General features: G+C 69.8%; 21 protein-coding genes. 10 read left to right on the forward strand and 11 right to left on the reverse strand.

Annotation, left to right across the window (positions count from 1 at the left end):
• Nucleotide 1: 1 nt before the first annotated feature.
• The gene (locus AC07B0_RS14815; RefSeq protein WP_478898291.1) at nt 2-2644 is read right to left on the reverse strand and encodes a transglycosylase domain-containing protein; all 2643 of its coding nucleotides are present in this window, start codon (nt 2642-2644) and stop codon (nt 2-4) included.
• 271 nt (nt 2645-2915) lie between these two features.
• Between AC07B0_RS14815 and AC07B0_RS14820 the strand changes: the two genes are divergently transcribed.
• From AC07B0_RS14820 to AC07B0_RS14830, 3 genes are all read left to right on the forward strand, one after another.
• Nucleotides 2916-3518: a PadR family transcriptional regulator gene (locus tag AC07B0_RS14820; protein WP_356882870.1), complete on the forward strand. Its 603-nt coding sequence runs from the start codon at nt 2916-2918 to the stop codon at nt 3516-3518.
• A gap of 49 nt (nt 3519-3567) precedes the next feature.
• Nucleotides 3568-4650 (forward strand): inositol-3-phosphate synthase, encoded by a 1083-nt coding sequence (locus AC07B0_RS14825; RefSeq protein ID WP_069921078.1) that lies wholly within the window; start codon nt 3568-3570, stop codon nt 4648-4650.
• Between the two features lie 106 nt (nt 4651-4756).
• The gene (locus tag AC07B0_RS14830; protein ID WP_356882868.1) at nt 4757-6025 is read left to right on the forward strand and encodes an MFS transporter; all 1269 of its coding nucleotides are present in this window, start codon (nt 4757-4759) and stop codon (nt 6023-6025) included.
• Between the two features lie 67 nt (nt 6026-6092).
• Here AC07B0_RS14830 and AC07B0_RS14835 read toward each other — a convergent pair whose 3' ends face one another.
• Complete coding sequence (locus tag AC07B0_RS14835) at nt 6093-7544, reverse strand: CCA tRNA nucleotidyltransferase (RefSeq protein WP_356882866.1); 1452 nt, start codon at nt 7542-7544, stop codon at nt 6093-6095.
• Nucleotides 7545-7730: 186 nt separating this feature from the next.
• Here AC07B0_RS14835 and AC07B0_RS14840 point away from each other — a divergent pair, with 186 nt between their 5' ends.
• The 7 genes from AC07B0_RS14840 (at nt 7731) to trxA (ending at nt 17334) form a co-directional block, all read left to right on the forward strand.
• On the forward strand, nt 7731-9992 hold the full coding sequence (locus AC07B0_RS14840) for a DUF6049 family protein (RefSeq protein ID WP_478898293.1): 2262 nt from the start codon (nt 7731-7733) through the stop codon (nt 9990-9992).
• A 46-nt stretch (nt 9993-10038) separates the two neighbouring features.
• Complete coding sequence (gene murJ, locus AC07B0_RS14845) at nt 10039-12216, forward strand: murein biosynthesis integral membrane protein MurJ (protein WP_467296006.1); 2178 nt, start codon at nt 10039-10041, stop codon at nt 12214-12216.
• Nucleotides 12217-12342: 126 nt separating this feature from the next.
• Nucleotides 12343-14064, forward strand: a complete 1722-nt coding sequence (locus tag AC07B0_RS14850; RefSeq protein ID WP_478898295.1) for a protein kinase family protein — start codon at nt 12343-12345, stop codon at nt 14062-14064.
• A 24-nt stretch (nt 14065-14088) separates the two neighbouring features.
• Entirely contained in the window at nt 14089-14793 is a 705-nt protein-coding gene (sigM, locus tag AC07B0_RS14855; protein WP_467296010.1) for an RNA polymerase sigma factor SigM, read from the forward strand.
• Nucleotides 14790-15773, forward strand: coding sequence for an anti-sigma factor (locus AC07B0_RS14860; protein ID WP_478864064.1), 984 nt, complete (start codon nt 14790-14792; stop codon nt 15771-15773). The genes sigM and AC07B0_RS14860 overlap by 4 nt, the downstream gene beginning before the upstream one ends.
• Before the next feature lie 124 nt (nt 15774-15897).
• A complete protein-coding gene (gene trxB / locus AC07B0_RS14865) occupies nt 15898-16857 on the forward strand; it encodes a thioredoxin-disulfide reductase (RefSeq protein WP_356882855.1) in 960 nt (319 codons plus the stop codon).
• Nucleotides 16858-16989: 132 nt separating this feature from the next.
• A complete protein-coding gene (gene trxA, locus AC07B0_RS14870; protein ID WP_356882853.1) occupies nt 16990-17334 on the forward strand; it encodes a thioredoxin in 345 nt (114 codons plus the stop codon).
• A gap of 78 nt (nt 17335-17412) precedes the next feature.
• On the opposite strand, the gene AC07B0_RS14875 is transcribed toward trxA, so the two are convergent.
• The 9 genes from AC07B0_RS14875 to rpmH all read right to left on the reverse strand — a co-directional run bounded on the left by AC07B0_RS14875 (nt 17413) and on the right by rpmH (nt 23893).
• Complete coding sequence (locus AC07B0_RS14875) at nt 17413-18030, reverse strand: GNAT family N-acetyltransferase (protein ID WP_356882851.1); 618 nt, start codon at nt 18028-18030, stop codon at nt 17413-17415.
• Nucleotides 18031-18149: 119 nt separating this feature from the next.
• Nucleotides 18150-19250 (reverse strand): ParB/RepB/Spo0J family partition protein, encoded by a 1101-nt coding sequence (locus AC07B0_RS14880; RefSeq protein WP_469377164.1) that lies wholly within the window; start codon nt 19248-19250, stop codon nt 18150-18152.
• On the reverse strand, nt 19247-20344 hold the full coding sequence (locus AC07B0_RS14885; protein ID WP_467296018.1) for a ParA family protein: 1098 nt from the start codon (nt 20342-20344) through the stop codon (nt 19247-19249). Before AC07B0_RS14885 ends, AC07B0_RS14880 begins: the two co-directional genes overlap by 4 nt.
• Nucleotides 20345-20610: 266 nt before the next feature.
• On the reverse strand, nt 20611-21327 hold the full coding sequence (rsmG, locus tag AC07B0_RS14890; protein ID WP_356882845.1) for a 16S rRNA (guanine(527)-N(7))-methyltransferase RsmG: 717 nt from the start codon (nt 21325-21327) through the stop codon (nt 20611-20613).
• 116 nt (nt 21328-21443) lie between these two features.
• Nucleotides 21444-21956, reverse strand: coding sequence for a Jag family protein (locus AC07B0_RS14895; protein WP_249766856.1), 513 nt, complete (start codon nt 21954-21956; stop codon nt 21444-21446).
• Nucleotides 21957-21971: 15 nt separating this feature from the next.
• Nucleotides 21972-23078 (reverse strand): membrane protein insertase YidC, encoded by a 1107-nt coding sequence (gene yidC / locus AC07B0_RS14900; RefSeq protein ID WP_356882843.1) that lies wholly within the window; start codon nt 23076-23078, stop codon nt 21972-21974.
• A 3-nt stretch (nt 23079-23081) separates the two neighbouring features.
• Nucleotides 23082-23363: a membrane protein insertion efficiency factor YidD gene (gene yidD, locus AC07B0_RS14905; RefSeq protein ID WP_467296021.1), complete on the reverse strand. Its 282-nt coding sequence runs from the start codon at nt 23361-23363 to the stop codon at nt 23082-23084.
• Entirely contained in the window at nt 23360-23734 is a 375-nt protein-coding gene (rnpA, locus tag AC07B0_RS14910) for a ribonuclease P protein component (protein ID WP_356882841.1), read from the reverse strand. The genes yidD and rnpA overlap by 4 nt, the downstream gene beginning before the upstream one ends.
• A gap of 21 nt (nt 23735-23755) precedes the next feature.
• On the reverse strand, nt 23756-23893 hold the full coding sequence (rpmH, locus tag AC07B0_RS14915; RefSeq protein WP_008741645.1) for a 50S ribosomal protein L34: 138 nt from the start codon (nt 23891-23893) through the stop codon (nt 23756-23758).
• Nucleotides 23894-23964 lie beyond the last annotated feature (71 nt).

Consider the following 23964-nt stretch of genomic DNA (forward strand, 5'->3'; position numbering starts at 1 on the left):
GTCAGCCGGAGGCGCCCATGTTCATTCCCCAGTTGGTCGAGCCGCCGGGGCGGCCCGGCCGGCCCGTGCTGGGCGAGGAGGGCATCCCGGTGGTTCCGCCGTCCGGGAAGCCGCCGGCGCCACCGCTGTGGCCGCCCGGGCCGTTGCCGCCGTTGCCGCCGTTCGTGTTGCCGTCGGTGGTGCCGCCGGCGGTCTCCGGGTCGCAGTACAGGCCCGCCCACGGCTTGCAGGACGGCTTGCCTCCGTGGGAGGGGGAGGGCGACACCGGGGGCGGGGAGCTCGACGCCGGGGCCGAAGGCGTCGGGGAGGGCGAGTAGGAGGGAGCGGGGGGCGACGGGGTGGGGGCCCCGGAGGCGTCGGCCGTGACGCCGATCTCCTCGGGCTCCGGGAACTGCTTGACCGGCTTGCCCTTCAGCGCCTCGCGCATGTACTCCGTCCAGATCACGGCCGGGATGTCACCACCGTGGATGGAGTCGACGCCGCCCACGTTGTTCATGGACATCAACTCCTTGTCCTTGGAGTTCGGGTCGTTGCGGAACAGCGTGACCGAGGTGGAGAGCTCGGGGGTGTAGCCGACGAACCAGGCCGACTTGTTCTGGTCGGTGGTGCCGGTCTTGCCCGCGGCGGGACGGCCCAGCTTCTTCGCCTTGACGCCGGTGCCGTTCTCGACGACGTTCTGCAGGACCTTCGTGATGTTGTCCGCGATGGCGTCGTCCATGGCCCGGGCCTCCTTGGGGGGCTGGAAGCCCGGCAGGTCCTGGCCGTCCTTGGTGACCTGGAGCACGGAGAAGGGCTCGTGGTGCGTACCGGAGGCGGCGAAGGTGGCGTACGAGTCGGCCATGCGGATGGCGCTGGGCGTGGAGGTGCCGAGGGCGAAGGAGGCGTTGTTGTCCGGGTCCATCGACTCGTCGAGGATCCCGGTGGACCGCGCGACCTCGCGGACCTTGGCGTGGCCGACGTCGAAGACCAGCTGGGCGAACGGGACGTTGATCGACTGGCGCATCGCTTCGTCGAGGGTCACGTAGCCGAAGGCCTGGGGGCTTTCGTTCTTCTGCTTGAAGGGTTCGCCGTTCTTGCCCAGCAGCGGCTTGCCCTGCCGGTTGGTGATCACGGTGAGGTCGTCGGCGAGGTACTTGCTGTCGACCGAGATGCCCGCGCCCTTGGAGTTCTGGGTGCCGTACTGCATGGCCGCGGCCAGCACGTACGGCTTCCAGGTGGAGCCCACGGGGACGCCGGCGGTGTTGGCGTTGTTGGAGAAGTGCTTGTGGTCCCAGCCGGGGCCTCCGTACAGGGCCACGATCGCCCCGGACTTCACGTCCACGGAGGCGGCGCCGAACTGGACGAAGGTGTCGTACTGGGGCCGCTTCTTCTCGTCGAGGAAGTCGTCCCGCGTGTCCTCGACCGCCTTGGACAGGGCTTCCACCTTGGACTTCTCGAAGGTGGTCTTGATCGTGTAGCCGCCCAGGGCCATCTTCTCGGCCGTGATGCCCGTGGTCTTCATGACGTACTGCTTGGCCACCTCGACGAGGTAGCCGGTCTGCCCGGACATGCCGCGGGCCTGCTCGGAGTCGACCCGCGCCGGGAACTCCCGGTACTTGTCGCGCTCGGCCTGCGGCATGCGGCCCACCGCGACCTCGCGGTCGAGGACCCAGGCCCAGCGCGCGCGGGCCCGCTTCTCGTTCGCCTCGGGGGTGGCCGCGGTGCCGATGCCGCCGTCCGGGTTGTAGAGGTTCGGGCCCTTGAGCAGGGAGGCGAGGAAGGCGCTCTGGGACGGGTCGAGGTCCTTGGCGTCCTTGCCGAAGTAGGCGCGGGCGGCGGCCTGGATGCCGTAGGCGTCCCGGCCGTAGTAGGCGGTGTTCAGGTAGCCGGCGAGGACCTTGTCCTTCTCCTCGGTCATGCCCAGCCTGATCGAGATGAAGAGCTCGGTGACCTTCCGCTTGAGCGTCTGCTCGGAGTCCAGGTACATGTTCTTCACGTACTGCTGGGTGATCGTCGAGCCGCCCTGGGTGGACCCGCCGGTGGCCATGTTCACCACGGCGCGGGCGATGCCCATCGGGTCGACGCCCTTGTCGGTCTCGAAGGACTCGTTCTCCGCGGCGATCACGGCGTTGCGCATCGACAGGGGAATGGCGTCGATGGACACGATCTGCCGGTTCGTGGAGCCGCCGGTGGCGACCATCTGGGTGCCGTCCGACCACTGGAAGACGTTGTTCTGCGCCTTGGCCGCCTTGTTCGGGTCCGGCGTGCCCACGCTGGCGATACCGATGCCGGCGCCGGCGACGATGACCGCGAAGAAGCCCAGGAACGTGCCGCTGACCAGCTTCCAGGAAGGCACGAAGCGCTTCCAGCCGTCCTTTTCGGCGCGCGGGTAGTTGACGATCCGGCTCCCGCCCCTCCCGCCCCTCCCGCCGTTGCCGCCGCGGCCCGCGCGGCCGCGGCCCGCGGCGGCCCCGCGCTGTGCGGCCCGGCGGGCGTCCGCGCGGCCGCCGTGGGCGGTCTGCTCTGCGTACGGTCCGCTGGGTGACGCCGTGGGGACGTCACGTCCGGACCCGGCGCCCCGGCCGGGGCGCTGTTGCGCGGCCCGGCGGGACGCGGCGCGTCCGCCGCCCTGGGGCTGCGGCGGTTTGCGGCGGTGCTCGCTCATCGAACGACTACTCCTCGGGCAGGCGAGTGGCCTGGAAGCGGCTGGTGAATTCCGGTTCCCCCGTTGTGTTGCCGCTCAGACTACGCACGGCCAAAACCCGACCAGTGCCGAAGTTCACCCCAAATCAGGCACCTTGTGTCGTACGAATTGGTGATGTGACGCCGGTCACCACGTCACCCCTTGTCGCGGAGGGCTACCCGTTCTATCGTCTGGATGTATCGAGCCGATACATCAGCTCGGCATAAACTCAGAGGCAGAGAGAGGCAGGCGGATGAGCAGGCGCTCAGGCATCCTCGAGTTCGCCGTCCTCGGCCTGCTTCGCGAATCCCCCATGCACGGTTACGAGCTCCGCAAGCGGCTCAACACCTCGCTGGGGGTCTTCAGGGCGTTCAGCTACGGGACTCTCTATCCCTGCCTCAAGACGCTCGTCGCCAACGGCTGGTTGATCGAAGAACCGGGCAACGCTCCGGAAGACGCTCTCGCCGCTTCACTCGCAGGGCGCCGCGCCAAGATCGTCTACCGGTTGACGGCAGCAGGTAAGGAGCACTTCGAAGAGCTCCTCTCCCACACCGGCCCCGATACCTGGGAGGACGAGTCCTTCGCCGCCCGCTTCGCCTTCTTCGGCCAGACCGAACGCGAGGTACGGATGCGGGTACTGGAGGGCCGCCGCAGCCGGCTGGAGGAGCGCCTGGAGAAGATGCGCGCCTCGCTAGCCCGCACACGGGAGCGTCTCGACGACTACACGCTCGAGCTACAGCGACACGGCATGGAATCCGTGGAGCGTGAAGTGCGCTGGCTGAACGAGCTCATCGAGAGCGAGCGGGCGGGACGGGATCAGAGAAAACCCGGCCCGTCCGACGAAACTGCAAAGTGAGGCCTGCATCTGCAGGCCTCGTTCCGAGAACAAACAGGGAGCAACCGGAATGGGTTCGGTTCGCGTAGCCATCGTCGGCGTGGGCAACTGCGCCGCCTCGCTGGTGCAGGGCGTCGAGTACTACAAGGACGCCGACCCGGCGGCCAAGGTCCCCGGTCTGATGCACGTCCAGTTCGGCGACTACCACGTGCGTGACATCGAGTTCGTCGCCGCGTTCGACGTCGACGCGAAGAAGGTCGGCCTCGACCTTTCGGACGCCATCGGCGCCAGCGAGAACAACACCATCAAGATCTGCGACGTCCCCAACACGGGCGTCACCGTGCAGCGCGGCCACACCTACGACGGCCTGGGCAAGTACTACCGCCTGACCATCGAGGAGTCCGCCGAGGCCCCGGTCGACGTGGTCCAGATCCTCAAGGACCGTCAGGTCGACGTCCTGATCTGCTACCTCCCCGTCGGTTCCGAGGACGCGGCGAAGTTCTACGCCCAGTGCGCCATCGACGCCAAGGTCGCGTTCGTCAACGCCCTCCCGGTCTTCATCGCCGGCACCAAGGAGTGGGCGGACAAGTTCACCGAGGCCGGTGTCCCGATCGTCGGCGACGACATCAAGTCCCAGGTCGGCGCCACCATCACGCACCGCGTGATGGCGAAGCTGTTCGAGGACCGCGGTGTCCGGCTTGAGCGCACCATGCAGCTCAACGTCGGCGGCAACATGGACTTCAAGAACATGCTCGAGCGCGACCGCCTCGAGTCGAAGAAGATCTCCAAGACGCAGGCCGTCACCTCGCAGATCCCCGACCGTGAGCTCGGCGAGAAGAACGTCCACATCGGCCCGTCCGACTACGTCGCGTGGCTCGACGACCGCAAGTGGGCCTACGTCCGCCTCGAAGGCCGCGCCTTCGGCGACGTCCCGCTGAACCTCGAGTACAAGCTCGAGGTGTGGGACTCCCCGAACTCCGCCGGTGTCATCATCGACGCGCTGCGCGCCGCGAAGATCGCCAAGGACCGCGGTATCGGCGGCCCGATCCTGTCGGCGTCGAGCTACTTCATGAAGTCCCCGCCGGTCCAGTACTTCGACGACGAGGCCTACGCGAACGTCGAGAAGTTCATCAAGGGTGAGGTCGAGCGCTAGTCGCACCCCCAAGTGTCCTGCGGACACCTGGTCTTCGACTGATCTTCCGCCGAGGGTCCCCGGGCAATGTGTCCGGGGACCCTCGGCGTATGTGACCCTTGCCCTCATGCCTGTCGTACGTGATCTGCGCGTACTCCTGCGCCTGAGGGACTTCCGCAACCTGCTCGCCGTACGGCTGCTCTCCCAGGCCGCCGACGGCGTCTACCAGGTCGCGCTCGCCACCTACGTGGTCTTCTCCCCGGAGAAGCAGGCCTCGCCCGCGGCCATCGCCTCGGCCATGGCGGTGCTCCTGCTGCCGTACTCGGTGATCGGCCCGTTCGCCGGGGTGCTGCTGGACCGTTGGCGCCGCCGCCAGGTCTTCCTCTACGGCAATCTGCTGCGGGCCTTCCTCGCCTGCGTGACAGGCGTGCTGATCGTCGCCCACGTCCCCGACTGGCTCTTCTACGCCTCGGCCCTCTCCGTCACGGCGGTCAACCGCTTCGTACTCGCCGGACTCGCCGCGTCTTTGCCCCGCGTCGTCGGACCCGACGAGCTGGTCACCGCCAACGCCCTCTCGCCGACCGCCGGAACCCTCGCGGCCGTGGGCGGGGGAGGCCTCGCCTTCCTCGTCCGGCTCCTGGCCTCCGACAGCAACGCCCTCGTCGTCCTGCTCGGCGCCGGCCTCTACCTGGGGGCCGCCCTGGCCTCCCTGCGGCTGGCCGTCGGCCTGCTCGGACCCGACCGTCCCCCGGGGCACGGACACCCCTCGGTCGCCGAGGGCGCGGTCCTCACCGTGCGCGGCATGGCCGAGGGCCTGAAGCACCTGGCCGAGCGGCGCGAGGCCGCGCTGGCGCTCACCGCGATGACCCTGATGCGGTTCTGCTACGGAGCCCTGACCGTCACGCTGCTGATGCTCTGCCGCTACGCCTGGTCGGACAACGAATCCGACGGCCTGGCCCTGCTGGGCATCGCCGTCGGGGTCTCGGGCGCCGGGTTCTTCGCCGCCGCCGTCATCACGCCCTGGCTGGTGACCCGGCTGGGAACCCTGGGCTGCATCACGGTCTGCGCCGCCGGCGCGGCCGTGCTCGTGCCCGCGCTGGGGCTCTTCTTCGCGCCCGGGCCGATGCTCGTCGCCGCGTTCGTCCTCGGTCTCGCCACGCAGGGCGCCAAGATCTCCACCGACACGGTCGTGCAGTCCCGGGTGGACGACGAGTTCCGCGGCCGGGTCTTCTCCGTGTACGACGTGCTGTTCAACGTGGCCTTCGTCGGGGCGGCCGCCGTCTCCTCGCTGATGCTCCCGGCCGACGGCCGGTCCACCACGCTGATCGTGACCGTGGCCCTGATCTACGGCGCCACGGCCGTGCTCGTGCAGCGACGAGGGCGATGTTTCACGTGAAACATCGCCCAGAGCCGATGCGGGCCGCGCGACGTTTCACGTGAAACATCGCGCGGGGTTCCCCACCTCAGGCCTGGGCCTCCTGGGCAGCCCACCACTCCTTGAGGGCCTCCACCGCCGCGTCGTGCCCCATCGGGCCGTTCTCCAGCCTGAGCTCCAGCAGGAAGGCGTACGCCTTTCCCACCACCGGGCCGGGGCCGACCTCCAGCACGCGCTGGATCTCGTTCCCGTCCAGGTCGGGCCGGATCGCGTCCAGCTCCTCCTGCTCCTGGAGCTGCGCGATGCGCTCCTCCAGGCCGTCATAGGTGCGGGACAGCGCATTGGCCTTGCGCTTGTTGCGCGTGGTGCAGTCCGACCGGGTCAGCTTGTGCAGCCGGCCGAGGAGCGGGCCCGCGTCGCGCACGTAGCGCCGCACCGCGGAGTCGGTCCACTCGCCGTCCCCGTACCCGTGGAAGCGCAGGTGCAGCTCCACGAGCCGGGACACGTCCTTGACCATGTCGTTGGAGTACTTCAGCGCGGTCATGCGCTTCTTGGTCATCTTCGCGCCCACCACCTCGTGGTGGTGGAAGGAGACCCGGCCGTCGCTCTCGAACCGGCGGGTGCGGGGCTTGCCGATGTCGTGCAGCAGAGCGGCCAGCCGCAGCACGAGGTCGGGGCCCTCCTCCTCCAGCGCGATCGCCTGCTCCAGCACGATCAGGGAGTGGTCGTACACGTCCTTGTGCCGGTGGTGCTCGTCACTCTCCAATCGCAGCGCGGGCAGCTCGGGCAGCACCCGGTCCGCCAGACCCGTGTCCACGAGCAGCCCCAGACCCTTGCGGGGGTGCGCCGACAGCAGCAGCTTGTTCAGCTCGCCCTGCACGCGCTCCGCCGAGACGATCTCGATCCGGTCGGACATCGCCTTCATCGCCGCCACCACGTCGGGAGCGACCTCGAAGTCCAGCTGCGCGGCGAACCGGGCAGCACGCAGCATCCGCAGCGGATCGTCGGAGAAGGACTCCTCCGGTGTGCCGGGGGTCCGCAGCACACCCGCCGCCAGGTCCTCCAGACCGCCGTGCGGGTCGACGAACTCCTGCTCCGGCAGGGCCAGCGCCATGGCGTTGACCGTGAAGTCACGCCGGACCAGGTCCTCCTCGATGGAGTCGCCGTAGGAGACCTCGGGCTTGCGGGAGGTGCGGTCGTAGGCCTCGGAGCGGTACGTCGTCACCTCGATCTGGAAGCCCCGCTTCTGCGCCCCCACCGTGCCGAAGGCGATGCCGACGTCCCAGAGCGAGTCGGCCCACGGCCGGATGATCTTCAGGACGTCCTCGGGACGCGCGTCCGTGGTGAAGTCGAGGTCGTTGCCGAGCCGCCCGAGCAGCGCGTCGCGGACGGACCCGCCGACCAGGGCGAGGCGGAAGCCCGCCTCCTGGAACCGGCGGCCGAGCTCGTCGGCGACAGGGGCGACCCGCAGCAGTTCGCTGACCGCGCGGCGCTGCACCTGACTCAGGGCACTGGGGGTGTCTTCATTGGCGTTCGGCACAACAGAAAAGGGTACGTGGCCCACCCGGCACGGTCTCCCGCGTTTTGCGCCCACCCCCGGCGCCCGGGCCTCCGGGGGCCGCCCCGATCATGTGGAGCAAGGCGCGGCACTCGCGCACAGCGCACCTCGTTACCATGCGTGGACGCAGAAACGACGACCACTGACACTTCGAGGACGGGCGAGCGCGTGGCCGAGGCGGCAGACATCCAGGGGGGCACTCCCACCCCTGCCCGGCGCCGCTGGCTGCGGCGGGCGGTGGTCCTGCTCGCCGGGACGCCGGTGCTGGCCGCCCTGGTCTACGCTCCCGCCCCGCCGGCCCAGGCCGCCGAGGCCTCGGTCGACGTCCAGCTGGACGAGGTGAGCCCGAGCGCTCCGGTCAAGAGCGACACGCTGACCGTCTCCGGAACCGTGGTCAACAACAGCTCCGAGACGATCAAGGGCGCCCACGTCGGACTGCGGGTCGGGCCGAGGCTGGGCGACCGGGCGGCCATCGACGAGGTCGCCGACCGCAAGGGCTTCCGTCCGGGCGTGGATCCGGGGGAGATCGACGAGGCCTTCGCCTTCAAGATCGACTCGCTTCCCTCCAAGGTCGGCCAGCCCTTCTCCATCAAGGTTCCGGTCAACAAGCTGGACCTGGGCGCGGACGGCGTCTACCAGCTCGGCGTCTCCGTGTCCGGGGGGACCGACAGCCGCCCCGCCGAGCGGGTCCTCGGCATCCAGCGGACCTTCCTGCCGTGGCAGCCGGACCCCGCCGCCAAGCGCTCGTCCGTGAGCTACGTGTGGCCGCTGATTTCCACGACCCGCGTCACCGCGGAGACCGGCTCGGACGAGCTGCAGACCCCCGTCTTCAGCGACGACTCCCTGGCCAAGGAGCTGGAACCGGGCGGCCGCCTGGAACGGATGGTCTCGCTCGGCAAGGACCTGCCCGTCACCTGGGTCATCGACCCCGACCTGCTGGCCACGGTCGACGCCATGACCAAGGGCTACCGGGTCCGCAGCCCCGACCCCGACGGCAAGCCCGTCCAGGGCAAGAACAAGGCCGTGGCCGAGCAGTGGCTGAACTCCCTCGAGCTCGCCGTCCAGGGCAAAAAGGTCGTCGCGCTGCCCTTCGCCGACCCTGACCTCGCCTCCCTCGCCCACCACGGCAAGGACGTCTCGGGCACCCTCGGCCAGCTCCGGCCCGCCACCGACAAGGCGAAGCGGGCCGTGGAGACGGTCCTCCACGTCACCCCCTCCACCGACTTCTCCTGGCCCGTGAACGGCGCGATCGACCCCGCGATCGTCAACGTCGCCACTTCGGCCGGCGCCCACAACGTCCTGACGCGCAGCGACAGCCTCCAGGAGACCGGGGCCCTCGGGTACACCCCCTCGGCCGCCCGGCCCATCGGCGCGGGCACCACCGCCGTGGTCGCCGACGCCGAGCTCTCCACCGCCTTCGAGGGCGACATGTCCCACGCAGGGAACTCCGCGCTCGCCGTGCAGCAGTTCCTCGCCCACAGCCTCGCGCTCAACCTCCACCAGGGCGACGAGCCGCGCAGCTACGTGGTCGCGCCCCAGCGGATGCCCACGGTCACGCAGGCGGAGACGATGGCCATCGCCCTGCGCGGCCTCCAGGCGGCCCGCTGGAGCCAGCCCTCCGACCTGGAAGCCGCGGCCGCCGCCAAGCCCGACCCCGGCGCCGCGACCCAGGTTCCGGGTGCCGGGCAGTACCCCGAGTCCCTGAGCAAGCAGGAACTCCCGGTGTCGGCGTTCGAGAAGATCCGTACGACCCAGAACACCCTCGACCACTTCAAGGTCATCCTCAGCGCTCCGGACCGGGTCGAGATCCCCTTCGGCAACACGACCAACCGCGAGATGTCCACCTCCTGGCGCGGCCGCCCCGAGGAGGCCCGGCTCTACCGGGACGAGGTCCAGCAGTACCTGCTCGGGCTGACCGAGAAGGTCAAGGTCATCCCCAAGTCCGACGCGACGCTGTCCGGACACAGCGCGACCATCCCGGTCAGCGTCCAGAACAGCCTCGTGCAGGACGTCGACAACCTCGTGCTGCGCGTGAAGTCCGCCAACCCGACCCGCCTGATGTTCGGCGGCAGCGGGGAGCAGGAGGTAACCGTCCAGGGCGGGCACAGCCAGACGGTGAAGTTCACGGCCAACGCCACCGCGAGCGGTCCGGTCGAGGTGACCGCGCAGCTCTTCACCAAGAACGGCGTGCCCTACGGCAAGGCGCGCACGTTCACCGTCGAGGCGACCGAGATCACACCCACGGTCATGCTGGTCATCGCCGGTGGCGTGCTGCTGCTGGTCCTCGCAGGCATCAAGATGTACGCGAGCCGCAAGCGCGTCGCGGCCCGCACGGCCGCGGAGGAGAACACGCAGCCGAGTGACGAGTCCCCGGACACCGAACCGCAAAGCACCGAGGGGTCCGGCACGAGTGAGACAGTGGACCGTTGAGCGATGCCGTGGCCGGTCGGCCTGGGGACGATGAGGTGGGGTTGCGATGAACGCGCCGTACGACGGTGACCGCGCGCAGGGCACTGGTGGGCCGACGCCCCCCCAGGGCACTGCCCCGGGCACTCCGGTGCCCGGACAGGTTCCGGCGCCCGCGCCCGCGCCGGACCACGACCCGTATGTCCAGGACGCCTACGACTACGACCCGTACCGGGCTCAGGACCTCTCGGCGCAGGATCCGGTCGCGGAGGTCCTCTACGACCGGGCGTCCCACCCGCCGCCGCCCCCCGGCACCTACCAGGAGGCGGGCCCCCTCTACGCGGCCCCGCAGGCGCCCTCGCACGGCCCCGACCCACGCGTCTGGGCCCAGACGCCGCCGCCGGAACCGGACGGACCCTCCCGCCACCTGCCGTACGGGGACCACGCCACCACCACCCAGTTCGTCGGCGTGGACTCACTGGTGACCCAGGCGGCTGAGGAGCAGCCGGAACCGGACGCCTTCGCCCACCTGTACCGGGACCAGCAGGCGGCCCCCCGCACCCAGGTCGCGGAACCTCCGGTGGCGGCCCCGGCCCCCACCAAGCCCGCCGGGCGCGCCTCCAGCCTGCTCAAGTCGAGCGCGCTGATGGCGGCCGGCACGATCGTCTCCCGCATCACCGGCTTCGCCCGAACCCTGGTCATCGCCGGCGCCATCGGCGTCGCCACCCTCAACGACAGCTACCAGGTCGCCAACACCCTGCCGACGATGATCTACGTCCTCGTCGGCGGTGGCGCCCTCAACGCCGTCTTCATTCCGCAGCTCGTGCGCGCGATGAAGAACGACAAGGACGGCGGAGAGGCGTACGCCAACCGTCTGCTGACCCTCGTCGTGGTCCTGCTGGGCGCCGTCACCGTCATCTGTGTCCTCGCGGCGCCCCTGTTCATCAGGATGATGTCGCAGGAGATCGCCTCCGACCCGGACCGGATGGACGTAGCGGTCGCGTTCGCCCACTACTGCCTGCCCACGATGTTCTTCATGGGCGTGCACGTGGTCATGGGTCAGATCCTCAACGCCCGCGGCCGGTTCGGCGCGATGATGTGGACCCCGGTCCTCAACAACATCGTCGTCATCACCACCTTCGGCGCCTTCATCTGGGCCTTCGGCGGCTTCACCTCGACCGGCGTGGCCGAGAGCAGCATCACCGCCGAAGGCGTCCGCCTGCTCGGCATCGGCACCCTGCTCGGCCTCGTCGTGCAGTCCCTGGCGATGGTTCCCTACCTGCGCGACGCGGGCTTCAAGCCGCGCCTGCGCTTCGACTGGAAGGGCCACGGCCTCGGCAAGGCCGCCGGCCTCGCCAAGTGGACCTTCTTCTTCGTCCTCGCCAACCAGCTCGGCCTGATCGTCGTCACCCAGCTCGCCACCTGGGCGGGCGCGGTCGCCGACAAGCAGGGCCACGGCGGTACCGGCATCACCGGCTACAACTACGCGCTGCTGCTGTGGCAGATGCCGCAGGCCATCATCACCGTCTCGGTCATGACGGCCGTCCTGCCGCGCATCTCCCGCTCCGCGCACGACGGGGACGCCGCCGCGGTCCGCGACGACATCTCCTACGGGCTGCGCACCTCCGCCGTCGCGATCGTGCCCTGCGCCTTCGCGTTCCTGGCCCTCGGCGTCCCGATGGCCACGCTTCTCTACGCCGGTTCCGGCGCGGACGACGCCCGGAACATCGGCTTCATCCTCATGGCCTTCGGTCTGGGCCTGATCCCGTACTCCGTCCAGTACGTCGTCCTGCGCGGCTTCTACGCCTACGAGGACACCCGGACCCCCTTCTACAACACGGTGATCGTCGCCGCCGTCAACGCCGGCGTCTCCACCATCGCCTTCTTCGTCCTCCCCGCCCGCTGGGCCGTGGTCGGCATGGCCGCCGCCTACGGACTCGGCTACGCCGTGGGCGTCGGTGTCGCCTGGCGCCGCCTCAAGAACCGCCTCGGCGGCGACCTCGACGGCGCCCACGTGATGCGCACCTACACGCGGCTGATCGGCGCCTGCGTCCCGGCCGCCGTCGTCGCGGGCGGTGTGGCCTACGGGGTCACGCAGTTGCTGGGCAGCGGAGCGGCCGGTTCCCTCGCGGCTCTGCTCGCGGGCCTCGTCGCTCTGGGCGCGGTGTTCCTCATCGCCGCCAAGCGGATGCGGATCGAAGAACTCAACGCCATGGTCGGAATGGTCCGCGGACGTCTGGGGCGCTGATGCTCACGCCCGCAGGCCGAACGCACTCCCTTCGCATGTCGTGCGGAGCGCCGGACTGTGGGCACAATTGGCATGGCTTCGCAGACTGGCCGACAGCGCGCAACGGATGGGGAGGCAGGGACGACGGTGGCGGAACGTAGCACGGCTGCCGTCGACGTGGCCGACAACAGCGGCGACGAGCCGCTGGCCGCAGGAGCGGCCAAGGCCACGGCCGACGGGGTGGACACCCAGAACGGACGAGCCGCGGACGGACCCATGCCCGAGAAGGACGGCGAACGCACGAAGGCGGCCCCCACGGCCGCGCCAGAACTCCACAGCGGCCACAAGCTCGCGAGGCGCTACCGCCTCGAGGAGTGCGTCACCCGTCTGGACGGATTCAGCAGCTGGCGCGCGATGGACGAGAAGCTCCGCCGTGCGGTCGGCGTCCACTTGCTGCCCGCCGACCACCCGCGGGCCCGTACGGTCCTCGCCGCGGCCCGGTCCTCCGCCCTGCTCGGCGACCCCCGGTTCGTCCAGGTCCTCGACGCCGTGGAGGAGAACGACCTCGTCTACGTCGTCCACGAGTGGCTGCCCGACGCCACCGAACTCACCGCCATCCTCGCGGCCGGCCCGCTGGAGCCCCACGAGGCCTACCAGCTGGTCAGCCAGGTCTCCCAGGCCATGACCGCCGCCCACCGCGAGGGCCTGGCCCACCTGCGGCTGACGCCCAGCGCGATACTGCGCACCTCCACGGGCCAGTACCGCATCCGCGGCCTCGCGGTGAACGCCGCGCTGCGCGGCATCACCAGCGAGACCCCGCAGCAGGCCGACACCGAGGCCATCGGCGCCCTGCTGTACGCCGCGCTCACCCAGCGCTGGCCGTACGAGGCCGACGCGTACGGACTGGCCGGCCTGCCCAAGGGCGTCGGCCTGATCGCCCCCGACCAGGTGCGCGCCGGAGTCCACCGGGGCCTCGGCGAGCTCGCCATGCGAGCCCTCGCCAACGACGGTGCCACCGCCTCCCGTCAGGAGCCGGCCTGCACCACCCCGGAGGAGCTGGCCAAGGCCGTCGCCGCGATGCCCCGCATCCGGCCGCCGGAGCCCGCCTTCACGGCGCCTCCGGAGTACCAGCACACCACCTACCAGCAGGGCAGCTACGGACGTCCCCTGCTGCCCGGCGGGCCGACCGTACAGATTTCGTCCGTTCCCCCGCCGCCGCTGCAGAGCCGTACCGGCCGGGCCCTCAAGTGGGGCGTCGCCGCGCTGCTGATCGCCGCCCTCGGCCTGGGCAGCTGGCAGCTCGCCGACAAGCTGCTGGACCACCGCAACAAGGGCAACGGCAGCAACGGCAACCAGCAACAACAGCACCCGAACACCGACGGCGCCCCGGAGAAGAAGGAGCCCGTACCGCTCTCCGTCAAGGGAGCCGCGGAGTACTACCCGGACGGCACCCCGCAGAACGCCGACGGGGTCTCCAAGACGTACGACGGGAACGCCTCGACGTACTGGCGGACCAAGAGCTTCTTCGAGGGTCCCGAGCTGAAGATCAAGTCCGGCGTCGGCATCATCTACGACCTCGGGTCCGAGCACGAGGTCAGCGAGGCCTCGATAGCGCTGCGGTTCGCCGGTGACCACACCACGCTGGCGCTGTACGCGGCCGACTCCATGCATCCGAAGAACTCGGTCGGCTCCATGAAGAAGATCGCGGGCACCACGACCTCCGAGCGGGACGTACGCCTGAACGCCGAGAAGCCGGTCAAATCGCGCTACGTGCTGCTGTGGATCACCGCCATGCCGGACGCCCCCGTCGACGACTTCAGCGGCGCCGGATACAAGCAGGCCATCACGGATGTGAAGTTCACGGGCTGACGGACAGCAGGGGAGGGCTCACCGTTGGACCAGGCCGCGACCGGCGACCACGGCGATCGCAGCGACCAGGACCTCCTGGCGCTGCACGTCGCCGGGGATCCCGACGCCTTCGGTGAGCTCGTACGCCGCCACCGCGACCGGCTGTGGGCGGTGGCCCTGCGCACCCTCGGTGACCGCGAAGAGGCCGCCGACGCCGTGCAGGACGCCCTCGTCTCCGCCTACCGGCGCGCCCACACCTTCCGCGGGGAGTCGGCGGTCACGACCTGGCTGCACCGCGTCACCGTGAACGCCTGCCTCGACCGGGCCCGCAAGGCCGCCTCCCGCCGGACCTCCCCCCTCGACGACACGGACCGCCTGGAACGGCTCCTGGAGCCCCACGAGTCCGCCGAAGCCCCTGCTGAGCGCCAGGAGCTCCACCGCCAGCTGCTGGCCGCTCTCAGCACCCTCCCTGCCGATCAGCGGGCCGCCCTCGTCCTCGTCGACATGCAGGGGTACCCCGTCGCCGAGGCCGCGCGGATCCTCGACGTCCCCACCGGGACCGTGAAGAGCCGGTGCGCGCGCGGCCGGGCGAAACTCGTCCCGATGCTCACTCATCTGCGCACGAATGCCGGGGATAACACCACCTCGGAGCGGGGAAGGAACCGGACGCCGGGGACAGCCGTCCCACCAGCGGCAGAACCCCGGGACCCAGACCCAGACGCTGTGAAGGGCGGAGGTGGACGACCGTGAGCCCCACGACCGGAACGATCCGGCACCCGGAGGTCTCGGAGATCTCCGACCTGACCGAAGGACTGCTCTCCCCCACCCGGGGCGCCGAGGTGCGCGACCACCTCGGCGGCTGCTCCCTCTGCGCGGACGTCCTCGCGTCGCTCCAGGAGATCCGGGGCCTGCTCGGCACCCTCCCCGGTCCGCCGCGCATGCCCTCGTCCGTCGCGGGCCGGATCGACGCGGCCCTCGCCGCCGAGGCACTCCTCGACTCGACCGGCTCCAGGACGGGCGGCCCACCGGCCGGCTCGCCCGTCGGCCCTCCCACCGACGAGCCGGCTGTTTCACGTGAAACAGCCGCCGTTTCACGTGAAACACCGGCCCCCGCTCCCGGCCGTACCGAAACCCAGCGGCCCTCCGGTCACCCGTCCGGCTCCACCGGGCCCGGCCGGCGCCGTGCCCGCCGCCGGATCGCGGTCCTCGCCGGCCTGGCCGGGGCCGCCGCGTGTGCCCTCGGCGTCTTCCTCGTCAACGGGCTCAACGGCACCGCCTCCCATGACACCGCCACCCGCGGTGATTCCTCGTCCGCGGCCCGGAGCACCGACGGCAGCGGGTACACCGCTCAGGGACTCCAGGACAGCGTCCGGCAGCTCCTCGCGGCTGGGAACACCGGCAAGACGGGCGAGGTCCCACCGTCCCCGCAGGCGGAGACGAACAAGACGATGGGCCTGGAGAACTCTCCCGGTCTGGCCCCCTCGGACCGCGGGGCATCGACGGAAGCACCCCGGGTACCGGCCTGCGTCCAGCAGTCCACCGGCCGCACCGACGCCCCGCTCGCCGCCGACCGCGGGACCTACGAAGGCGCGGCCGTCTACCTCGTCGTCCTGCCGCACGCCGGTGACCCCGGCCTCGTGGACGCGTACGTGGTGCCGGCCGCCTGCGCCGACACCCCTGCGGGAGCCCCGGGAACGCCGGTCCTGACCCGTACCTATCCGCGCGGCTGACCCGTTCCCGTTCCGTCCTGGACGAGCGGGGAATGCGCGCGCCGTAGGATCCGTTGGGTGGGGTGAGAGTCCGCACCGGCCCCCGGTAGGCAACACGCAGTCCGCAGAGACGAGGAAAGAACCCGTGAGCGACGTACGAAACGTGATCATCATCGGCTCCGGGCCGGCCGGTTACACGGCCGCCCTGTACACCGCACGCGCTTCGCTCAACCCCCTGGTCTTCGAAGGTGCCGTCACCGCCGGCGGCGCGCTGATGAACACCACCGAGGTCGAGAACTTCCCCGGCTTCCGGGACGGGATCATGGGCCCGGACCTCATGGACAACATGCGTGACCAGGCCGAGCGCTTCGGTGCCGAGCTCGTCCCCGACGACGTCGTCTCCGTGGACCTCACCGGTGAGATCAAGACGGTCACCGACACCGCCGGCACCGTGCACCGCGCCAAGGCCGTCATCGTCACCACCGGCTCGCAGCACCGCAAGCTGGGCCTGCCCAACGAGGACACCCTCTCCGGACGCGGTGTCTCCTGGTGCGCCACCTGCGACGGCTTCTTCTTCAAGGACCAGGACATCGCCGTGGTCGGCGGCGGCGACACGGCGATGGAGGAGGCGACCTTCCTCTCCCGCTTCGCCAAGTCGGTCACCGTCATCCACCGCCGCGACAGCCTGCGCGCCTCCAAGACCATGCAGGACCGCGCCTTCGCCGACCCGAAGATCAAGTTCGCCTGGGACAGCGAGGTCGCGGAGATCCACGGCGAGCAGAAGCTCTCCGGTCTGACGCTGCGCAACACCAAGACCGGTGAGACCTCCGCGCTGCCCGTGACCGGCCTCTTCATCGCCGTCGGCCACGACCCGCGCACCGAGCTGTTCACCGGCCAGCTGGACCTGGACGACGAGGGCTACCTCAAGGTGGACGCCCCCTCCACCCGGACGAACCTCACCGGTGTCTTCGGCGCCGGTGACGTGGTGGACCACACCTACCGTCAGGCGATCACCGCGGCCGGCACCGGCTGCTCCGCCGCCCTCGACGCCGAGCGCTTCCTCGCCGCCCTCTCGGACTCCGAGCACGCGCACGCGGCGGTCTGACACAGCCGTCTGATCCAGCCGACTGACCCAGCCGACTGACTCCCAGCCGTCTGGCACGGCCGTCCGACCCGCGGCCGACCGACCCGAGTTTCATCCCCACACCCCACACCCCGCAGGAAGAAGGAGCCCGCTGTGGCCGGCAACCTGAAGAACGTGACCGACGCCGACTTCGACACCGTCGTCCTCGCCAGCGACAAGCCCGTGCTGGTGGACTTCTGGGCCGAGTGGTGCGGTCCGTGCCGCCAGATCGCGCCCTCGCTGGAGGCCATCGCCGCCGAGTACGGCGACCAGATCGAGATCGTCAAGCTCAACATCGACCAGAACCCGGACACGGCCGCCAAGTACGGCGTCATGTCCATCCCGACCCTGAACGTCTACCAGGGCGGCGAGGTCGCCAAGACCATCGTCGGCGCCAAGCCGAAGGCCGCCATCCTGCGTGACCTCTCGGACTTCGTCGAGGTCAAGGCCGCCGGCTGATCACAGCCACAGCGATGTTTCACGTGAAACGGGGCCGCCCCTGAAGGGCGGCCCCGTTCCGCGTTTTCCCTGTCCCGCTCACAGCGGTCGCAGTGCCGGTTCCTTGCGCGCACCGCCGAGCAGACGGTCCAGGGCCAGTTCCACGTCTTCCTTCCACGACAGGGTCGTGCGCAGCTCCAGTCGCAGCCTCGGATGGGCCGGATGCGGGCGGACCGTCTTGAAGCCCACCGACAGCAGGTGATCGGCCGGCAGCAGGCACGCGGGCCGCTCCCAGTGCGCGTCGCCGAACGCCTCGATCGCCTTGAAGCCCCGGCGCAGGAGGTCCTTGGCGACCGTCTGCACCATCACCCGTCCCAGGCCCTGCCCCTGGTATCCCGGCATGATCCACGCCGTGATCAGCTGCACCGCGTCCGGGGAGACCGGGCTGGTCGGAAACGAGGCCGCCCGGGGGACGTACGCCGGCGGGGCGTAGAGCACGAAACCCACCGGGACCTCGTCCACGTAGACCACCCGGCCGCAGGACCCCCAGTCCAGCAGGACGGCGGAGATCCAGGACTCCTTCTCCAGCTCCGGAGTGCCCGCCTTCACCGCGGCCTCGCCGCTGACGGGATCCAGCTCCCAGAACACGCAGCTCCGGCAACGCTTGGGCAGGTCCTGGAGGTTGTCCAGCGTGAGCGGTACCAGCCGACGACCCATGACGGCATCGTATCCACTGCCCCCTCGTCCTTCGAGTGCGGACAGCCGCGGATGACCAAGGAAAAAAGGGCGGGCCGCGTCGGCTTCCGCCGGCGCGACCCGCCCCTCGGCCACCCGGGCTACTCCCCGGACGGCCCCTGCTCCAGTACCCGGCCTTCGCCCGGCGCCAGGGTCCCCAGGATGCGCTCCAGATCCTCCATCGACGCGAACTCGACGGTGATCTTGCCCTTCTTCTGGCCCAGGTCCACCTTCACCCGGGTCTCGAACCGGTCCGAGAGCCGCGTGGCCAGCTCGCTGAGCGCCGGGGCCACCCGGGCGCCGGCCCGCGGGCCCTTCGGCTTCACCGGGCTCGAAGGCTCCGAGCCCATCAGCATCACGATCTCTTCGACCGTACGCACGGAAAGACCCTCGGCGACGATGCGCTGCGCCAACAGCTCCTGCTGCTCGGCGTCCTCCACCGGCAGGAGCGCTCGCGCGTGCCCGGCCATCAGCACGCCGGACGCCACCCGGCGCCGCACGCTGGGGGGCAGCTTCAGCAGTCGCAGCGTGTTCGAGACCTGCGGACGGGAGCGCCCGATCCGGTCCGCCAGCTGGTCATGGGTGCAGTCGAACTCGCGGAGCAGCTGGTCGTACGCCTCCGCCTCCTCCAGCGGATTCAGCTGCGCCCGGTGCAGGTTCTCCAGGAGGGCGTCCAGCAGGAGCTTGTCGTCGTCCGTCGCCCGGATGATCGCGGGGATCCGCTCCAGGCCGGCCTCCTTGCAGGCCCGCAGACGGCGCTCACCCATGATCAGCTCATAGCTGTCGGGGCCTGCTTGCCGTACGACCACCGGCTGGAGGACTCCCACTTCCTGGACGGAGGTCACCAGTTCCGCCAAGGCGTCCTCGTCGAAGACCTCACGCGGCTGGCGCGGGTTCGGCGTGATCGAGTCCAGGGGAAGCTCCGCGTACATCGCCACCGCGGATCCGTCCGATACCGGCACCGATGGCTCCGGCACGCTCGCCGTCACCTCGTCCACCATCGGCTCCGGTGTTTCACGTGAAACACCGGCCTGCGTCAGCGCGGCCAGCTTCGCCGCGGCGATGCCCCGTTCCGACGTCAGCACCGGCGCCGTCGCCGAAGACGTCGCACCGGCACCGGCACCGGCCGGCGCCTTCTCCTGCGGAGCAGCCGGAATCAGCGCGGCGAGCCCCCGCCCCAGCCCCCTACGTCGCTCACTCACTGGATCCCCTCCGCCACACTCTGCGTGCTGTTCATGCCCGCGCCCACATGGGCGTTCTGGGCGTCGTAATGGATTCCGGCACCGCGCATCGCGATCTCCCGCGCGGCCTCCAGGTAGGAGAGCGCACCGCTGGAACCCGGGTCGTAGGTGAGCACGGTCTGTCCGTAGCTCGGAGCCTCCGAGATGCGCACCGAGCGCGGGATGCTCGTACGCAGCACTTCCTTGCCGAAGTGCGTGCGCACCTCGTCCGCCACCTGCGAGGCCAGCCGGGTCCTGCCGTCGTACATCGTCAGCAGGATCGTCGACACGTGCAGAGCCGGGTTCAAGTGGGACCGCACCAGGTCGACGTTGCGCAGCAGCTGACCGAGGCCCTCCAGCGCGTAGTACTCGCACTGGATCGGGATCAGTACTTCCGCGCCCGCGACCATGGCGTTCACCGTGAGCAGACCCAGCGAGGGCGGGCAGTCGATCAGGATGTAGTCGAGCGGCTGCTCGTACGCCTGGATCGCCCGCTGGAGCCGGCTCTCGCGGGCCACCAGTGACACCAGCTCGATCTCAGCGCCGGCGAGGTCGATCGTGGCGGGGGCACAGAACAGCCCCTCCACGTCCACCACCGGCTGGACGACTTCCATCAGCGGACGGCTGTCCACCAGGACGTCGTAGATGGACGGGACCTCGGCATGGTGGTCGATGCCCAGGGCCGTGGACGCGTTGCCCTGCGGGTCGAGGTCGATCACGAGGACCCGGGCACCGTGCAGGGCCAGCGAGGCGGCCAGGTTCACGGTCGTCGTGGTCTTGCCCACGCCGCCCTTCTGGTTGGCCACCACCATGATGCGGGTCTGCGCGGGCCTCGGCAGAGCGGCACCGGACTGCCCCAGGGCCTCGACCGCCAGCTGGGCGGCACGGCCGAGGGGGGTCTCGCCGATCTCGTCGTTGTCGACGAGGGGCGGAGGCGATGTTTCACGTGAAACATCGCCCGGTGATTCAGAGCGGGGACCTGGGACCGGATCGGCCATCGGCCCCGCGAGGTTGGCGTCGGACCGCACGGTGTCACTCTCCTCGGCAGCGGGCTCGCGATGAACAGAGCCTGCCATGTCACCGGGGTCGCGAACCAGCGGGGCCCGTACTCCTGTGGATGAATCCACCGTTGTGGACAACTCCGTACCCCCCGCGTCCTTGCGGGAGCGGGGGGCGGCAGCCGCACGGCCGCGGCTGATGATTCCGTGCAGCAGAGAGCGACGTTTCACGTGAAACACGATGCCCGGACGGAGTCTTCAGGCCTCTACGACACTCCGAAATCCATACCTATAGGGCCCAACACACCCGAAATACCTGCCGCTCCCCGCCCACGGAGCGAAGATCAGCGACGCCTGCGGGTCCGGCTCGTCCGCGCGGCCTTAGCCCGCTTGGCCGCAAACCTCACCCCGCCGGGGCTTTCTCCCACCTCGACGCGGACCACGGTGGACATGGGATCCACGATGCCCTCGCCGACCTGGAGCACCGAGGTCTTCACCACACCGAGCTTGGTCAGCGCGACCTTGGCCGCCACCAGCTCTTCCTCAGCGGTGTCGCCCTTGAGCGCCAGCATCTCGCCGTACGGCCGCAGCAGCGGTACGCCCCAGCCCGCCAGGCGGTCCAGGGGTGCCACCGCGCGTGCCGTCACCACGTGTACCGGCTGGACCTTGCCGAGTACCTCTTCGGCCCGGCCGCGCACCACCGTGACGTGGTCCAGGCCCAGCAGCTCCACGGCTTCCTGGAGGAAGTTCGTGCGCCGCAGCAGGGGCTCCAGCAGGGTGATCTTGAGGTCCCGCCGGACCAGTGCGAGCGGGATACCGGGCAGACCCGCGCCCGAGCCCACGTCGCAGACGGTGACGCCCTCGGGCACCACCTCCGACAGCACCGCGCAGTTCAGCAGGTGCCGCTCCCACAGCCGGGGCACCTCGCGCGGGCCGATCAGGCCGCGCTGGACCCCGGCGTCCGCCAGCAGCTCCGCATACCGCACAGCTTCCGGGAAAAACTCACCGAACACCGCGCGCGCCACTTCGGGCGCCGGGGGAAGCTCAGCTGCCTCCGTCACGGGGACCGTCCTTCCGTACAGAACCGCTCACGCCAGAACCGTGTGGTTCGACTGTCAGGCTTACAAACTTCGGCCCCGCCTGCGACACAGGCGGGGCCGACCACAGGATGTTCCGGTCAGGCCGGGAGCACAACGACGAAGCGCTGCGGCTCCTCGCCTTCGGACTCGCTCTTCAGACCGGCGGCCGCCACGGCGTCGTGGACGACCTTGCGCTCGAACGGAGTCATCGGAGCCAGCTTCAGCGGCTCGCCCGAGGCCTTCACGTCCGCCGCGGCCTGGGCACCCAGGGCCGCGAGCTCCTCGCGCTTCTTCGCCCGGAAGCCGGCGATGTCCAGCATCAGCCGGCTGCGGTCCCCGGTCTCCCGGTGCACGGCCAGGCGCGTCAGCTCCTGGAGCGCCTCCAGGACCTCGCCGTCGCGGCCCACGAGCTTCTGCAGGTCGCGGCTGGAGGAGTCACTGACGATGGAGACGGCGGCCCGGTCGGCCTCGACGTCCATGTCGATGTCGCCGTCCAGGTCGGCGATGTCCAGCAGACCCTCAAGGTAATCGGCCGCGATCTCACCCTCCTGCTCGAGGCGGGTCAGGGTGTCGCCACTCTCAGCGGCGGCGGTGGTGGTGCCTTCCGTCACGGGAGGGACTCCTTCTTACTTCTTGGAGGGCTTGCTGGGGGGCGTCTGACGCTTCGCCTTCGTCTGCCGCTTCGGCTGCTGCCGCTTCGTGGCGACACCGCCGCTCGCCGCATCCGCATCGGCGGTGGCCTCAGCACTCTTGATCACGGAGCCGTCCGCCTGGGCGGCCATGCCCTGCTTGGTCAGCGCGGTGATGAACTTGCGCTCGTTGTCGTTGCGGTCCGGGCCCTTGGCCACGATCGCCGCGACGATCTTCTTCTTGCTCCGGCCCTTGACGGCACCGTGCGAGCTGACCTGCTTCAGCAGACGGGTCAGGTACTGGTCCTGCGCCTTGCTGCCCGGCGTCGGGTTCTGGTTGATCACGTACATCTGCTGGCCCATGGTCCACACGTTCGTGGTCAGCCAGTAGACGAGGACACCGACGGGGAAGTTGATGCCCATCACGGCGAAGATCACCGGGAAGATGTACATCAGCATCTTCTGCTGCTGCATGAAGGGGGTCTTGACCGAGAGGTCGACGTTCTTCTGCATCAGCTGGCGCTGGGTGTAGAACTGCGACAGCGACATCATGACGATCATGACGGCGGTGACGATCCGCACGTTGGTGATCGAGGCGTCCAGCTCGGCGACCTTCGCGGCGCTGTCCGTGAACTTCGCGGCCAGCGGGGCGCCGAAGATGTGCGCCTGACGGGCGCTCTCCAGCAGCGACTGGTTGATGACGCCGATGGTCTCGCCGTTGGCGATGCTCGCGAGCACGTGGTACAGCGCGAAGAAGAACGGGGACTGCGCCAGGATGGGAAGGCACGAGGAGAGCGGGTTGGTACCCGTCTCCTTGTACAGCTTCATCATCTCTTCGGACTGACGCTGCTTGTCGTTCTTGTAGCGCTCCTGGATCGCCTTCATCTTCGGCTGGAGCGCCTGCATGCCCCGCGTCGCCTTGATCTGCTTCACGAAGAGCGGGATCAGGCAGATACGGATCAGGATCACCAGGGACACGATGGACAGGCCCCAGGCCCATCCACTGTCCGCACCGAAGATCGCCCCGTACAGGGAGTGGAACTGGACGATGATCCACGACACGGGTGTGGTGATAAAGCTGAACAGACTGGCAATCGTGTCCACTAATCAGGCTCCTTGAGCATTGCGAGATCTACGCAACGCACTGCGCAGCTGCTCGTGCCAACGCGGGCGTTTCCGGGGTGGGACATGATCCACACCACCCGGGGACCACGGATTGCACCGCAGGATCCGCCAGGCGGTCAGAACCGTCCCCTTCACCGCACCATGCCGGTCGATGGCGCCGTACCCGTAGCGTGAACACGACGGGTAGTAGCGGCACACCGGCCCGAGCAGCGGACTGATCGTCCACTGGTACAGCTTGATCAAAGCGAGCAGCGGGTACTTCATCGAGCCGCGCCTCCCAGCAGCCGCGTCAAAGCGGCGTCCAGGTCACGGGCCAGCTCGTCGAGGCCGGCATCGCCCGCTCCGGGCAAAGCCCGCACTACCACCAGGCTACCGGCGGGCAGCTGAGCCAGCCGGTCGCGGACAAGATGGCGCAGACGGCGCTTCACCCGGTTACGGACGACCGCGACGCCGACAGCCTTGCTGACGACGAAACCCGCACGCGGCGAGGGATCGATCTCCCCCGGCGCGTGCGGGTCCGTTGCACCGCTTGTTCTTAGGTGGACGACGAGGAGCGGGCGTCCCGCCCGCCGGCCTCGGCGTACCGCGCTCGCGAAGTCCTCGCGCCGCCTCAGCCGATTCTCGGGAGACAGCACGACGTCACGACCTGCGCGTTGTTACGCGGAAAGGGCGGCGCGGCCCTTGCCACGACGGTTCGCGAGGATCGCGCGACCGGCACGGGTACGCATCCGCAGGCGGAAGCCGTGGGTCTTGGCACGACGGCGGTTGTTCGGCTGGAAGGTGCGCTTGCTCACTCGGGGGCTCCAGAGAATGAATCGTTGTGGCGGTACATCGCCTGGCTGTCACCGTGCGCCCACGAGGAACT

The organism is Streptomyces sp. NPDC044704 (genome assembly GCF_056433525.1).

Bases quoted from the DNA above. Each gene is read 5' to 3' on its own strand.
- murJ (WP_467296006.1), top strand. From the start codon at position 10,039: ATGAACGCGCCGTACGACGGTGACCGCGCGCAGGGCACTGGTGGGCCG.
- AC07B0_RS14820 (WP_356882870.1), top strand. From the start codon at position 2,916: ATGAGCAGGCGCTCAGGCATCCTCGAGTTCGCCGTCCTCGGCCTGCTT.
- AC07B0_RS14825 (WP_069921078.1), top strand. From the start codon at position 3,568: ATGGGTTCGGTTCGCGTAGCCATCGTCGGCGTGGGCAACTGCGCCGCC.
- AC07B0_RS14830 (WP_356882868.1), top strand. From the start codon at position 4,757: ATGCCTGTCGTACGTGATCTGCGCGTACTCCTGCGCCTGAGGGACTTC.
- AC07B0_RS14815 (WP_478898291.1), bottom strand. From the start codon at position 2,644: ATGAGCGAGCACCGCCGCAAACCGCCGCAGCCCCAGGGCGGCGGACGC.
- AC07B0_RS14875 (WP_356882851.1), bottom strand. From the start codon at position 18,030: ATGGGTCGTCGGCTGGTACCGCTCACGCTGGACAACCTCCAGGACCTG.
- AC07B0_RS14885 (WP_467296018.1), bottom strand. From the start codon at position 20,344: ATGGCAGGCTCTGTTCATCGCGAGCCCGCTGCCGAGGAGAGTGACACC.
- yidD (WP_467296021.1), bottom strand. From the start codon at position 23,363: ATGAAGTACCCGCTGCTCGCTTTGATCAAGCTGTACCAGTGGACGATC.